This window comes from Bradyrhizobium sp. MV1.5, from assembly GCF_055807615.1.
In genome coordinates, this window is record NZ_JBVVPL010000015.1 from 31,603 (window position 1) to 43,709 (window position 12,107).

General features: G+C 65.0%; 15 protein-coding genes. 11 read left to right on the top strand and 4 right to left on the bottom strand.

All coding sequences use genetic code 11. The features are described from left to right. The first annotated feature begins 192 nt into the window (after positions 1–192). A complete protein-coding gene (locus AC0L2J_RS16360) occupies positions 193–729 on the top strand; it encodes a hypothetical protein (RefSeq protein WP_473391973.1) in 537 nt (178 codons plus the stop codon). Here AC0L2J_RS16360 and AC0L2J_RS16365 read toward each other — a convergent pair. The 3 genes from AC0L2J_RS16365 to AC0L2J_RS16375 all read right to left on the bottom strand — a co-directional run bounded on the left by AC0L2J_RS16365 (position 691) and on the right by AC0L2J_RS16375 (position 3,387). Beyond that, positions 691–1,083, bottom strand: a complete 393-nt coding sequence (locus AC0L2J_RS16365) for a carboxymuconolactone decarboxylase family protein (RefSeq protein ID WP_473391976.1) — start codon at positions 1,081–1,083, stop codon at positions 691–693. The two genes, AC0L2J_RS16360 and AC0L2J_RS16365, sit on opposite strands and share 39 nt — an antisense overlap. 129 nt (positions 1,084–1,212) lie before the next feature. Beyond that, a complete protein-coding gene (gene pcaD, locus AC0L2J_RS16370) occupies positions 1,213–1,995 on the bottom strand; it encodes a 3-oxoadipate enol-lactonase (protein ID WP_007612022.1) in 783 nt (260 codons plus the stop codon). A gap of 15 nt (positions 1,996–2,010) precedes the next feature. Next, positions 2,011–3,387 (bottom strand): 3-carboxy-cis,cis-muconate cycloisomerase, encoded by a 1,377-nt coding sequence (locus AC0L2J_RS16375; protein WP_473391980.1) that lies wholly within the window; start codon positions 3,385–3,387, stop codon positions 2,011–2,013. Between the two features lie 186 nt (positions 3,388–3,573). Here AC0L2J_RS16375 and AC0L2J_RS16380 point away from each other — a divergent pair, with 186 nt between their 5' ends. The 10 genes from AC0L2J_RS16380 to AC0L2J_RS16425 all read left to right on the top strand — a co-directional run bounded on the left by AC0L2J_RS16380 (position 3,574) and on the right by AC0L2J_RS16425 (position 11,523). After that, a complete protein-coding gene (locus AC0L2J_RS16380; RefSeq protein ID WP_018455582.1) occupies positions 3,574–4,020 on the top strand; it encodes an SRPBCC family protein in 447 nt (148 codons plus the stop codon). A gap of 164 nt (positions 4,021–4,184) precedes the next feature. Continuing rightward, entirely contained in the window at positions 4,185–4,670 is a 486-nt protein-coding gene (locus AC0L2J_RS16385) for a (2Fe-2S)-binding protein (protein WP_007602418.1), read from the top strand. A 33-nt stretch (positions 4,671–4,703) separates the two neighbouring features. Next, a complete protein-coding gene (locus AC0L2J_RS16390; protein ID WP_473391984.1) occupies positions 4,704–5,510 on the top strand; it encodes an FAD binding domain-containing protein in 807 nt (268 codons plus the stop codon). Between the two features lie 62 nt (positions 5,511–5,572). Continuing rightward, complete coding sequence (locus AC0L2J_RS16395; protein ID WP_007612006.1) at positions 5,573–6,511, top strand: AAA family ATPase; 939 nt, start codon at positions 5,573–5,575, stop codon at positions 6,509–6,511. A 145-nt stretch (positions 6,512–6,656) separates the two neighbouring features. Further along, positions 6,657–7,859 carry a vWA domain-containing protein gene (locus AC0L2J_RS16400; protein WP_473391987.1) on the top strand — a complete coding sequence of 401 codons (1,203 nt, stop codon included), beginning with the start codon at positions 6,657–6,659 and terminating at the stop codon, positions 7,857–7,859. A 9-nt stretch (positions 7,860–7,868) separates the two neighbouring features. Then, positions 7,869–8,192: an XdhC family protein gene (locus tag AC0L2J_RS16405; protein ID WP_007602422.1), complete on the top strand. Its 324-nt coding sequence runs from the start codon at positions 7,869–7,871 to the stop codon at positions 8,190–8,192. Between the two features lie 2 nt (positions 8,193–8,194). Beyond that, complete coding sequence (locus AC0L2J_RS16410; RefSeq protein ID WP_473391990.1) at positions 8,195–8,896, top strand: XdhC family protein; 702 nt, start codon at positions 8,195–8,197, stop codon at positions 8,894–8,896. Further along, on the top strand, positions 8,893–10,497 hold the full coding sequence (locus AC0L2J_RS16415; RefSeq protein ID WP_473391993.1) for an NTP transferase domain-containing protein: 1,605 nt from the start codon (positions 8,893–8,895) through the stop codon (positions 10,495–10,497). Before AC0L2J_RS16410 ends, AC0L2J_RS16415 begins: the two co-directional genes overlap by 4 nt. 162 nt (positions 10,498–10,659) lie before the next feature. Next, positions 10,660–11,049 (top strand): DUF4189 domain-containing protein, encoded by a 390-nt coding sequence (locus AC0L2J_RS16420; RefSeq protein WP_007611990.1) that lies wholly within the window; start codon positions 10,660–10,662, stop codon positions 11,047–11,049. Between the two features lie 63 nt (positions 11,050–11,112). Then, positions 11,113–11,523 (top strand): DUF2000 family protein, encoded by a 411-nt coding sequence (locus AC0L2J_RS16425; protein ID WP_473391997.1) that lies wholly within the window; start codon positions 11,113–11,115, stop codon positions 11,521–11,523. Between the two features lie 159 nt (positions 11,524–11,682). On the opposite strand, the gene AC0L2J_RS16430 is transcribed toward AC0L2J_RS16425, so the two are convergent. Further along, on the bottom strand, positions 11,683–12,096 hold the full coding sequence (locus tag AC0L2J_RS16430; RefSeq protein WP_473392001.1) for a GFA family protein: 414 nt from the start codon (positions 12,094–12,096) through the stop codon (positions 11,683–11,685). Positions 12,097–12,107 lie beyond the last annotated feature (11 nt).

The window sequence follows — 12,107 nt, forward strand, 5'->3', positions numbered from 1 at the left end:
CTTTTACAGAGATCATTTGGGGCTCCGGTTCCCCACCAAGGGGCGGAACCGGTTCCGCTGGCGCCCGATTGGATGCCTGTCGGGAGCAGTTAAGGTAAACGAAGGGTTTAAATTGCCGCCACAGTCTGATGCGAGTTAGCTCCCGGCAAGGCCTTCCATCGAAGGCGCGGGCTAAGCGAAGCGGGAAGCGGCATGTTCGGAAACTGGCGGATCGGTTCGGTCAACGGCGCACTTCTGGCGACCTATTTCATCCCGGCCTGGACCCTCGTTGCCTTCAACATTATGGTGGCGCCGGTTCACGGCCTTTATGAGCGGCCGAGCGTCGCAGTGGCTCTTTTCCTCAGCGACCATCTCCACATGGCGGGGATGGACACCGTGCGCGCCGCCTGGCTGCTGGCACTGGGGCGACTGACGGTGGTGGCGTTCTTTGCGATCTACCTTGCGCTGCTCTGCATCCCCCGCGTCCGCAAGAACGGCGGCAGCGACGAAGCGCTCGGCATCGCGCTCGCGATCGGCAGCCTGATCTCGTTTGCGAGCATGATCATGGCTTCGAAGGTCGGCGAGATGGCCGCGCTGCGGCTGCACGCCACCGAGCTCCTGCTCCTGCTCGGTGCCGCCATCGTGGTGGTGATCGAACGGCCCGCGGCGGCGCCCAAGATCGTTCAGAAGACCGTCGAGGCCACCCCGCCGCTAGGTCTTGAGCAGGCCGAGCTCCTGCACAATGGCTGAGGCTTCCTTGACGGCGTGGTTCGCCGCCGGCACGCCGCAATAGATCGCCTGCTGCAGCAGGATTTCCTTGATGTCGTCGGGCGTGAAGCCACCCTCGGCGAGGGCCGCGCGCACATGCAGGCGAAATTCGTCCCATTGGCCAAGCGCAACCATGGTGCCGATCACCAGCACTCGCCGCGTGCGCTCGTCGAAATGCGGCCGCGTCCAGATCTCGCCCCAGGCGTAGCGCGTGATCATGTCCTGGAAATCGGTGTTGAATGCATTGCGACCCGCGATCGACTTGTCGACCCAGGCATTGCCCAGCACTTTTCGGCGCACGTTCATGCCGGCATCGCCGCGTTTCTGGTCGTCCATGCTGTTCTCCTCCGGATCAGTCATTCCGGGGCGCCTCGGAGAGGCGAACCCGGAATCTCGAAGTGGGTGAATGCGGATCGAGATTCCGGGTGCGATGCTTCGCATCGCCCCGGAATGACGATGGCGCAATCAGCGTTGCGTCAAAAAGCCGACCACCGCGTCGGTGAACGCGTGCGGCTGCTCGACATTGGAGATGTGGGCGGCGTCGATGATGGTCATGCTCGCGCCGGGAATGCTTGAGCGGATCAATTCAGCCGCCGAAATCGGCGTCGCCATGTCGTGGCGGCCGGCGATCACCAGCGTCGGGCTCTTGATCTTCGGCAGCAGCGCGCGCTGGTCGAGCGTCGACAGCGCCTCGCAGCAGGCGAGATAGCCTTCGACCGGCGAGGCCAGCAGCATCGCCTTCATCCTGGCGGTGATGTCGGGCGCGCGCTCTCGGAAATCCTGGGTGAGCCAGCCGGCAATAACGGCATCGGCGACGGCGGCGATGCCGCCCTTTTTCACGGCATCGATGCGTTCCAGCCATTTGGTCGGCTCGGCATAGTAGCAGGAGGTGTTGGCGAGGATGAGCTTGCCGAAGCGCTCCGGCGCATTCGCGCCCAGCCATTGTCCGACCATGCCGCCCATCGACAGGCCGCACCAGTGCACTTTCTCGATATTGAGGTCGTCAAGGATCGCCAGCACGTCGCGGCCGAAGCGCTCCATCGTATAGGGGCCGGGCGGAACATTGGACTTGCCGTGTCCGCGGCGGTCGTAGCGGATGACGCGGAATATCTGCGTCAGTGCCTTCATCTGCGGCTCCCACATCTGCAGCGTGCAGCCGAGCGAGTTCGAGAGCATCAGCGTCGGCCCGCCGTCGCGGCCCTCGACGGAGACGTTGATCAGGCAACCGTCGGCATCGATCATGGGCATGCGGGCGTCTCCGTTTTATTTGCGCTCAGGACTGCTGCATTCGCGTTCGAGGCTGTCGAGCAGGCGGTCGATCAGGGCTTGGGAAGCGCCTTGATAGGCCATCGGCTCGAACAACGCCGCAATTTTCTGTGCCGTAAGATGCGCGGCGACCTGCGAATCAACCAACAACACTTCCCGCAGATGCTTCTTCTCGGCGACCGCGCGCTTGCTCGCGGCTTCAACGAGATGATGCGCATCGCTCTTGCCGATCGTCTCGGCTAGCGCAAAGGTGACCGCTTCCGCCATGATCAGGCCGTGCGTCGCATCGAGATTGCTGCGCATGCGCGCCGCATCGACATCGAGGCCTTCGGCGATATCGACGATCGCCGCGAGGGCACCGGAGGTGACCAGCATCAATTGCGGCAGCGTCGGCCATTCCGCGTGCCACGGGCCGGCGCTGCGCTCATGGTCCTGCACCTGTGCGGCAAAAATCGTCGCGGCGAGCTGGGGTGCCATGGTTGCGCAGCCCAGGGCGCTTGCTGCGGCCACAGGGTTGCGCTTGTGCGGCATGGTCGAGGAGCCGCCGCGGCCTTCGCCGGCAGGCTCGAACGCCTCGGCCACGTCGGTCTGCATCAGCAGCGAGATGTCGCGCGCGATCTTGCCGCAGCTTCCGGCGAGAATCGCAAAGCTCGACGCGGCTTCCGCGATGCGGTCGCGGTGGGTGTGCCAGGGGGCTTCTGGCAGCGGCAGGTTGAGCTCCTGCGCCAATCGCTCGGCGACCGCGAGCCCCTTGTCGCCGAGCGCGGCTAGCGTGCCGGCCGCACCGCCGAATTGCAGCGCGAGGCCTTCGCGGCGCAGCCGCCTGAGGCGGCAGCGGGCGCGGGCAAGGCTTGCGGCGTATTCGGCGGCCTTCAGCCCGAACGGCATCGGCAGCGCGTGCTGGAGCCAGGTTCGCGCCACCATTGCCGTGTTGCGGTGGGCTCGTGCCAGCGCGGCAAAGCCCTTGATGGCGCGGCTGAGATCGGCGTCCAACGCATCGATGCCGGCGCGAAGCGTGAGCATGGTCGCGGTGTCGATGACGTCCTGACTGGTCGCGCCCCAATGCACATAGCGGGCGGCCTCGGCGTCGGCCTTGCCGACATTGGCGGTTAGAATCTTGACCAGGGGGATCGCGAGATTGCCGGACCGCGTCGCGGCCTCGGCCAGCGCGGCCATGTCAAAGGTATCGGCCTTGCACGCGGCTTCGATCGGGCCCACCGCTGACGCGGGAATCACACCCGTTGCCGCCTCGGCTCGGGCCAGGGCTGCCTCGAAATCGAGCATATTCTGGAGGGTCGACCGGTCGTCGCAGACCGCGCGCATGGCCACGCTCGACAGCATCGGCGCGAGCAGGGGGGAGAGGGATGTGCTCATATTGTGCGGGACCTAACCACCATGGCCCGCCTGTGCCAATCCCAAACCGGCGGCGCAAGCTTTTTGCAGTTGCGAATATGCATTGCACGTGACCGAGGGCCACCCTTTCTTTTGCCGCCTCTCTGCGGTACTTGAGCAGCCTTATTTAGTTGCGCGATCCAAGTTCGATATCCCGGGAGGCACCCAATGGCCATGACGATGAACGGCGAAGTCCAGCTTGCGGCGCCGCGCGAGGCCGTGTGGGCCAAGCTCAACGATGCCGAGGTGCTGAAGGCCTGCATCCCCGGCTGCGAGGAGCTGGAGAAGACCGACGATGGCGGCTTTCGCGCAACGGCGAAAATGAAGGTCGGTCCGGTGTCGGCGCGCTTCAAGGGCAAGGTCACGCTGTCTGATCTCGACCCGCCGAACGGCTACAAGATCTCCGGCGAAGGCGAGGGCGGGGTGGCCGGCTTCGCCAAGGGTGGCGCCGTGGTCAAGCTTGCGGAGAAGGACGGCGGCACGCTTTTGTCCTACGAGGTCGAGGCGCAGATCGGCGGCAAGTTGGCGCAGCTCGGCCAGCGCCTGATCAATGGCGCCGCCAAGAAACTGGCCGACGAATTTTTCGCGAACTTCGCCAAGGCGGTACAGGGCTGAAGGCCAATACCTCAAACATCGCGACTTTCGGCATATCGCGTTTTGTCATGGCACCTTGCATTCCCGGTGATGTTGCCCCGGGGCATAATGGCCCATATGATGGGTTGGAATAATTATAAGAACCGCTTCGACGGGACCCGTCGGGGCGCTGATAGAGAGTGCTTATGGCAAAAATCTCCCTCATCGTGAACGGCAATCCTGTCACGGCCAATGTCGATCCCCGCACCCTGCTGGTGCAGTTCCTGCGCGAGAATCTGCGGCTCACCGGCACCCATGTCGGCTGCGACACTTCGCAGTGCGGCGCCTGCGTCGTGCATCTGGACGGCAAGGCCGTGAAGTCCTGCACCACGCTCGCCGTGATGGCCGACGGCCACGAGGTCAAGACGATCGAGGGGTTGGCCGCCGACGGCGCGCCGCTGCATCCGATGCAGGAGGCCTTCCGCGAACACCATGGCCTGCAGTGCGGCTTCTGCACGCCCGGCATGATCATGACCGCGATCGACATCGTCCATCGCAAGGGCAACGAGCTCGACGACCACACCATCCGCGAGGAGCTGGAAGGCAATCTCTGCCGCTGCACCGGCTACCAGAACATCGTCACCTCGATCTCCGCCGGCGCCAAGGCGATGGCGAAATCCGATCTCGCTTAAGCCGCGCGCGCACTCTGCGATCAGGACATTCAGATGTACGATTTCAAATATCATCGCCCCGGGACCGTTCGGCAGGCCGTTAACCTCCTGGTGAAGAACGAAGACGCCAAGGTGATCGCCGGCGGCCACACGCTGATTCCCGTCATGAAACAGCGCCTGGCCAGCCCGCCGCATCTGGTTGACCTCTCTCACATCGATGGTCTCAACACGATTGAGATGAAGGGCCGCGCGCTCGTGATCGGTGCCACCGCCAGGCATGCCGAGGTCGCAAGCTCCGCCATCGTCGGCGAGGCGATCCCGGCGCTCGCGAACCTGGCCGGCGGAATCGGCGATCCCGCCGTGCGCCACAAGGGCACGATCGGCGGCTCGCTCGCCAACAACGATCCGACCGCGGACTATCCGGCTGCCGTGCTTGCGCTCGGCGCGACCATCGTCACCAACAAGCGCCGCCTCAAGGCAGAGGAGTATTTCCAGGGCCTGTTCACGACGGCACTCGAAGCCGACGAGATCATCACCAAGGTGATGTTCCCGCTGCCGAAGAAGGCGGCCTATATCAAGTTCCGTAACCAGGCCTCGCGTTACGCGCTGGTCGGCGTGTTCGTGGCGCGGCGTCCCTCAGACGTGCGGGTCGCGGTCACCGGCGCCGGCTCCGAAGGCGTGTTTCGTGTCACCGCGTTCGAGGAAGCCTTGAAGAAGCGCTTCGCCGCGAAGGCGCTTGACGGGATCGAGGTGCCGGCGGACGGCCTCAACAGCGACATCCATGGCAGCGCCGAATACCGCGCGCACCTCATCGGCGTGCTGACGCGGCGCGCCCTCGACGCCGCCAACGCCAAGGAGTGAGTGATCCTCACGCCTCGGCCCAAACTTGTCCCCGGTGAGGGCGTAGCGAGACTGGCTTTTTCATGACCTCAGCGGCCAATACGCCCGGTGCCAACACTTCAGTTGTATTGCCGGCATCGGTCGATTCGATGCTCGAACTCCTGACGTCGCGCGGCTATCTCGCCGAGCGATCGCTGGCCACGGTGACCTATCTGTCGCTGCGCATGGGCCGGCCGCTGTTTCTGGAAGGCGAGGCCGGCGTCGGCAAGACCGAGATCGCAAAAGTGCTGTCGGCGGCGCTGGGGCGGAAGCTGATCCGCCTGCAGTGTTACGAAGGCCTCGACGTCTCCTCCGCGGTCTACGAGTGGAATAGCGCCGCGCAGATGATCGCGATCCGGATGGCGGAAGCCGCCGGAGACACCGATCGCGATCAGCTCTCCTCCGATATCTTCGCCGACCGCTACATGATCAAGCGGCCGCTGCTGCAGGCGCTGGAGCCCGACGTTGCGGGACCGCCGGTGCTCCTGATCGACGAGCTCGACCGCGCCGACGAGGCGTTCGAGGCGTATCTGCTCGAAATCCTCAGCGACTTCCAGGTGACGATCCCCGAATTCGGCACCGTCAAGGCGCCAAGCCCGCCAATCGTCATCATCACCTCCAACCGCACCCGCGAGATCCACGACGCGCTGAAGCGGCGCTGTCTCTATCACTGGGTCGATTATCCCGACGCCGATCGCGAGCTCGCGATCGTCAAATCGCGCGTGCCGGGCATCTCCGCAAAATTGTCGCAGCAGGTCGTGCGCTTCGTCCAGGCGCTGCGCAATCAGGATTTCTACAAGTCGCCCGGCGTCGCCGAGACCATCGACTGGGCCACCGCGCTGTCGGAGCTCGATGCCCGCTCGCTGACCCCGCAAGTGGTCGGCGACACGCTGGGCGCGCTGCTCAAATACCAGGACGACATCACGCGGATGCAGGGCGACACCTTGCAGAAGGTGCTGAAGGAAGCGACGAGCGAGAATTGACGCGGGCGCGTCATAACTGAGCTCGTCATTCCGGGCGCGCGTAGCGCGAACCCGGAATCCATTGGTGCGCAGAGTGAGTAGATGAATGGATTCCGGGCTCGCGCCAAGAGGCGCGCCCCGGAATGACGGCTGAGAGTGATGAAGCATGGCCATCAACCACCTTGCGCCTGAGCAAACCGAGCAATTCGCCGACAACATCGTCGGCTTCGCCCGTGCGCTGCGTTCGACGGGCATGCCAGTCGGGCCGGGTGCGGTCATCGATGCCATGAGCGCGCTTGAGGTGATCGACATCGGCAAACGCGCCGACGTCTTCACCACCCTGGAGGCGATCTTCGTCAAGCGCCACGAGCATGCGCTGATCTTCAAGCAGGCCTTCAACCTGTTCTTCCGTGCATCGGAAGAGTGGAAGCACATGCTGGATTCGGTGCCGTTGCCGGAACAGGCCAAGAAGAAGCCCCAGGCCGGCTCCCGCCGCGTCCAGGAGGCGATGTCGCAGCCGCGCATGACGGAGACGCCGCAGCACCAGGAGCAGGATTTGCGCCTGTCGGTCTCGGACAAGGAAATCCTTCAGAAAAAGGATTTTGCGCAGATGAGCGCGGCTGAGATCACTGAGGCGCTCCGCGCCGTCGAGCGGATGCGATTGCCGCAGGCCGAGCTTCTGACGCGTCGGCACCGGCCCGACTCGCGCGGGCTTCGCCTCGATTTGCGCCGCACCTTACGCGCGTCCTTGCGCACCGGCGGCGACATCATCGACATCCATCGCCTTGGGCGGATCGAGAAACCGGCGCCGATCGTCGCGCTGCTCGACATCTCGGGTTCGATGAGCGAGTATACCCGCCTGTTCCTGCATTTCCTGCATGCCATAGGGGACGCGCGAAAACGTGTCTCGGTGTTCCTGTTTGGCACGCGCCTCACCAATGTGACCCGGGCGCTGCGCCAGCGCGATCCCGACGAGGCGCTGGCGAGCTGCTCGGCCTCGGTCGAGGACTGGGCCGGCGGCACGCGGATCTCGGCTTCCCTGCACAATTTCAACAAATTATGGGCGCGGCGCGTGCTGAGCCAGGGCGCCATCGTGCTGCTGATCTCCGACGGACTCGAGCGGGAGGCCGATTCCAAGCTCGCCTTCGAGATGGACCGGCTGCACCGCTCCTGCCGGCGGCTGATCTGGCTCAACCCGCTGCTGCGGTTCGGCGGCTTCGAGGCCAAGGCCCAGGGCATCAAAATGATGCTGCCGCACGTTGACGAATTCCGTCCGGTACATAATTTGAGCTCGATCCAGGAGCTGATCACCACGCTCTCCCGGCCGCTGCCGCCGCATCACCGCAGCCTGATCCGCTCCGCAGCCTGAGAGGTAGCCATGCTCGATCGCGACGAGGATATTCTGAAGGCGGCGGAGGACTGGCAGAAGGCCGGCCGCGGCGTCGCGCTAGCCACCGTGGTCGAGACCTGGGGCTCGGCACCGCGTCCGGCGGGCTCGAGCCTCGTCATCAACGACGAGGGCACGTTCCTGGGGTCCGTCTCCGGCGGCTGCGTCGAGGGCGCCGTGGTCACGGAGGCCATGGATGTGATCCAGAGCGGCAAGCCCAGGATGCTGGAGTTTGGCGTGGCCGACGAGACTGCCTGGAATGTCGGGCTGTCCTGCGGCGGCACCATCCGCGTCTTTGTCGAGAAGGTCGGCTAGCCGTGAAGCTCGCAATCCTGCACGAACTCAATGCCGAGCGCGCCGCGCGCCGCCCGGTGATCCTGGTAACCGACACCGAGAGCGGTGATCAGCGCCTGGTGAAGGCCAAGGATTTTGCCAAGGATCCATTAGGCGCCGAACTCGACAAGCAGCTTCGCATGGGCAAGAGCGCCAGCGTCGAAGCCGGCGGCAAGAAGCTCTTCCTCAACGTCTACGCGCCGACCGCCAAGCTCGTCATCGTCGGCGCCGTCCATATCAGCCAGGCCCTGGCGCCGCTGGCGCGCTCGCTCGGCTACGACGTCACCGTGGTCGATCCGCGCACGGCCTTTGCGAGCCCCGAGCGCTTCCCCGACGTTCCGCTGGTCGCGGAATGGCCAGACACGGCGCTGCCGCCGCTCAATGTCGATGCCTACACGGCCTTCGTCGCGGTGACGCACGATCCCAAGATCGACGACCCCGCGCTGCTGCACGCCTTCGAGCGCAACTGCTTCTATATCGGCGCGCTCGGCTCGCGGAAGACGCACGCCAAGCGCGGCGACCGGCTGCGGGCGCAGGGCGCCAAGGAGGCTGACATCGCGCGCATCCACGCGCCGATCGGGCTTGCGATCGGCGCGGTCTCGCCGTCCGAGATCTCGGTGTCGATCATGGCTGAGATCACGGCCGTGCTTCGCCTGCCGCCCAAAGAAAAAGAAGAAGCCGCATGAAGTTCGGCCCGGCGAGCCCCAGGGATGCGATCGGCGGGGTGACCGTCCACACCCTGCGACAGGGGCCGCTGGTGTTGAAAAAGGGCACGACGATCGGGCCCACCGAGGTCGAGGCGCTGGAGCGTGCCGGCATCAAGGACATTGTGGTGGTGCGGATGGAGGAGGGCGATGTCTCCGAGGACATCGCTGCCGCCAGCATCGCGCTCGCGGTCGGTGGCGATGGCATTCATGTCGAGCGGGCCTTCACCGGTCGCGCCAATCTGTTCGCCGCCCGCCCCGGCGTGCTGGTGATTGATCGCGCCGCGGTGGAACGCATCAACAATATCGACGAGGCCATCACCTTTGCCACGCTCTCCGCCTTCAAGCCGGTGGTCGAGGGCGAGATGGTCGGCACCGTCAAGATCATCCCGTTCGGCGTCGAAGGAAACTTGCGTGATGCCGCGGTGAAGGCCGCGGGTCGCGACGTTCTGAAGATCGCGCCTTACGTCATCAAGCGTGTCGGCGTGGTCTCGACGCTGTTGCCCGGCCTGTCCTCCAAGGTGATCGACAAGACGTTGCGCGTCACCGCCGAGCGGCTGGCGCCAGCCGGCGCCGGCATCATCGCCGAGCGGCGGGTTGCGCATGAGGAGCAGGCGCTGTCGGCTGCGGTCAAGGAACTGCTGGGACTTGGCGCCGAGCTCGTGATCGTGTTCGGGGCATCTGCGATCGCCGACCGCCGCGACGTGATCCCTGCGGCCGTGACCGGCATCGGCGGCGAGATCGAGCATTTCGGCATGCCGGTCGATCCCGGCAATCTGCTGCTGATTGCCCGGGCCGGCACCGTGCCGGTGCTGGGCGCGCCCGGCTGCGCGCGGTCGCCGGTCGAGAACGGCTTCGACTGGGTGCTGATGCGGCTGCTGGCCGGCATCAAGGTGACCCGTTCCGAGCTCATGGGTATGGGCGTCGGTGGCCTCCTCATGGAGATCGTCACGCGCCCGCAGCCGCGCGCAAAACCGGAGATCGAGGGCAACAACCACGTCGCGGTCATCGTACTCGCGGCGGGCCGTTCGACCCGGATGGGTGGGCCGAACAAGCTACTGGCCGAGCTCGACGGCAAGAAGCTGGTGCGGATTGCGACCGAGCAGGCGTTGGCCTCGAAAGCATCGGAGGTCATCGTCGTCACCGGCCACCAGACCGAGCTGATCGAGCAAGCCTTGCAAGGCCTGAAGGTGCGTTTCGCTCGGAATCCGGATTTCGCCGGCGGCATCGCAAGCTCGGTCAAGGCCGGCATTGCGGCCGTGCCCGAGACGTCCGACGGCGCTGTGGTGTGCCTCGGCGACATGCCGCTGATCGATGCCGGTCTGATCGACCGTCTCATCGACGCGTTCGCACCGGACCGCGGCAATCTCATCGTCGTGCCCGTCAGCGAAGGCCGCCGCGGCAACCCCGTGCTGTGGTCGCGCCGCTTCTTCAAGGAGTTGATGACGCTCGATGGCGATGTCGGCGCGCGCCATCTGATCGCCAAGCACACCGAGGCGGTCGCCGAAGTGCCGGTCGACGGCGAGAGCGCCTTTCTCGACATCGACACGCCGCAGGCGTTGGAAGCGGCACGGCGGGGCTGACGCTGACCTAGGGTGGACTAAGGCGCGTAGCGCCATGCCCACCATTGCCCAGACTGCGATCCGAAATTGGTGGCACGCCTCAATTTCAACGCCCCGTTCACCATCTGGAAACGACCGGCGCTTACAGTCCACTCCACCTGCCTTGGGGGGAGGGGTTTTTCCATGGCTTCGAACGTCGTCGCGCGCCGTTGCGCGATGTTTTTCTTTGCGCTGTCCGTCTGCGTCGCGGGCGCTCGCCACATCACGGACGCACATGCCGCCGGTGCATTTGCGGTCGGCAAGTGCGGCGCCTATGGCCAGGCCTTTGACTATGGCGCCGAGCACGAAGCGCGTGCGGCGGCGCAGAAGCAGTGCAAAGGCGACTGCACGACCGTGACGATGAAGCGCGCCTGCGCCGCGATGTCGGTCGATCTTTCCAATCCCTGCGGCGCCTACGGCTATGCCGTCAAGCCGAAGATCTCGGCCACGCTCAATGCCGCCACGCGTGAATGCTACAAATACGGCGGCAAGGAATGCGTGATCCGCGCCTGGGCCTGCGACGCGAAGGGTTGATTCCTGTTGCAGTCATTCGGATGGTGCGTAGCATCGAATCCGGAATGACAGTCGAGGAGTTGCATGCAGTTCGATACCAAGATCGCCATCGTGATCCGCACCGATCTTCAAGCCTGGCAGAAGCTCAACGTCGCGGCCTTCCTCACCAGCGGCATCGCGGCTGCGTTTCCCGATTGCATTGGCGAACCCTATGAAGACGCTTCGGGCACGAACTATCACGCGCTCATCGGCCAGCCCATCCTGATCTATGGCGCCGACGGTCCCGCATTGACGCGCGCGCTCGAGCGGGCACTGACGCGTAGCGTCAAGCCGGCGGTCTATACCGAGGACATGTTCAAGACCACACATGATGCCGCCAATCGCGAAGCGGTGAGGGCGGTGGCGCGGGCCGATCTCAACCTCGTCGGTCTCGCTGTGCGCGCCGAGCGCAAGGTGATCGATAAGATCGTCGATGGGTTGAAGTTTCATAGTTGAGGCAGGTGCTTGTTGTTTCACCTCTCCCGCTTGCGGGAGAGGTCGCGCCGAAGGCGCGGGTGAGGGCTCTCTCCGCTTGGGGATTGTCCCGTTGCGGCGACACCCTCTCCCCAACCCTCCGCAAGCGGGGGAGGGAGCGCACCGTTTGCGCGGCAGCTATCACCCCGGCGGCATGCCCGCGAACTTCGGAAGGTCCGGGTCGAGGCGATCCCAGGCATGTCCGCGCGCTGCGTAAGTCACCACTTGCGGCTCGTAGCGGGCGGGTTCGTCGAGGCTTGCGGCGCGGATGGTGAAGATGTCGGGCATGGCCGCGAAGGTCAGATAAACAGGCAAGCCGCACTGGGTGCAGAAACCGCGTGTTTTCACGTTGCCGCTGTCGCCGACCATCTCCCAGTGCTTCGCTTCGCCCGTCACGGTGACGCCGGCGCGCGCGAAGGTCATGTACGAGCCGTGGCCGCTACCGCTTTCGCGCTGGCAGTCCCGGCATTGGCAGTGATTGCTGAACAGGGGCTCACCCAGAATCGAATAGCGGATCGCGCCGCAGGCGCAGCCGCCGGTAAACGGCTTGGTCATTGCGATAACTC

Bases quoted from the DNA above. Each gene is read 5' to 3' on its own strand.
- AC0L2J_RS16360 (WP_473391973.1), top strand. From the start codon at position 193: ATGTTCGGAAACTGGCGGATCGGTTCGGTCAACGGCGCACTTCTGGCG.
- AC0L2J_RS16365 (WP_473391976.1), bottom strand. From the start codon at position 1,083: ATGGACGACCAGAAACGCGGCGATGCCGGCATGAACGTGCGCCGAAAA.
- pcaD (WP_007612022.1), bottom strand. From the start codon at position 1,995: ATGCCCATGATCGATGCCGACGGTTGCCTGATCAACGTCTCCGTCGAG.
- AC0L2J_RS16375 (WP_473391980.1), bottom strand. From the start codon at position 3,387: ATGAGCACATCCCTCTCCCCCCTGCTCGCGCCGATGCTGTCGAGCGTG.
- AC0L2J_RS16380 (WP_018455582.1), top strand. From the start codon at position 3,574: ATGGCCATGACGATGAACGGCGAAGTCCAGCTTGCGGCGCCGCGCGAG.
- AC0L2J_RS16385 (WP_007602418.1), top strand. From the start codon at position 4,185: ATGGCAAAAATCTCCCTCATCGTGAACGGCAATCCTGTCACGGCCAAT.
- AC0L2J_RS16390 (WP_473391984.1), top strand. From the start codon at position 4,704: ATGTACGATTTCAAATATCATCGCCCCGGGACCGTTCGGCAGGCCGTT.
- AC0L2J_RS16395 (WP_007612006.1), top strand. From the start codon at position 5,573: ATGACCTCAGCGGCCAATACGCCCGGTGCCAACACTTCAGTTGTATTG.
- AC0L2J_RS16400 (WP_473391987.1), top strand. From the start codon at position 6,657: ATGGCCATCAACCACCTTGCGCCTGAGCAAACCGAGCAATTCGCCGAC.
- AC0L2J_RS16405 (WP_007602422.1), top strand. From the start codon at position 7,869: ATGCTCGATCGCGACGAGGATATTCTGAAGGCGGCGGAGGACTGGCAG.
- AC0L2J_RS16415 (WP_473391993.1), top strand. From the start codon at position 8,893: ATGAAGTTCGGCCCGGCGAGCCCCAGGGATGCGATCGGCGGGGTGACC.
- AC0L2J_RS16420 (WP_007611990.1), top strand. From the start codon at position 10,660: ATGGCTTCGAACGTCGTCGCGCGCCGTTGCGCGATGTTTTTCTTTGCG.
- AC0L2J_RS16425 (WP_473391997.1), top strand. From the start codon at position 11,113: ATGCAGTTCGATACCAAGATCGCCATCGTGATCCGCACCGATCTTCAA.
- AC0L2J_RS16430 (WP_473392001.1), bottom strand. From the start codon at position 12,096: ATGACCAAGCCGTTTACCGGCGGCTGCGCCTGCGGCGCGATCCGCTAT.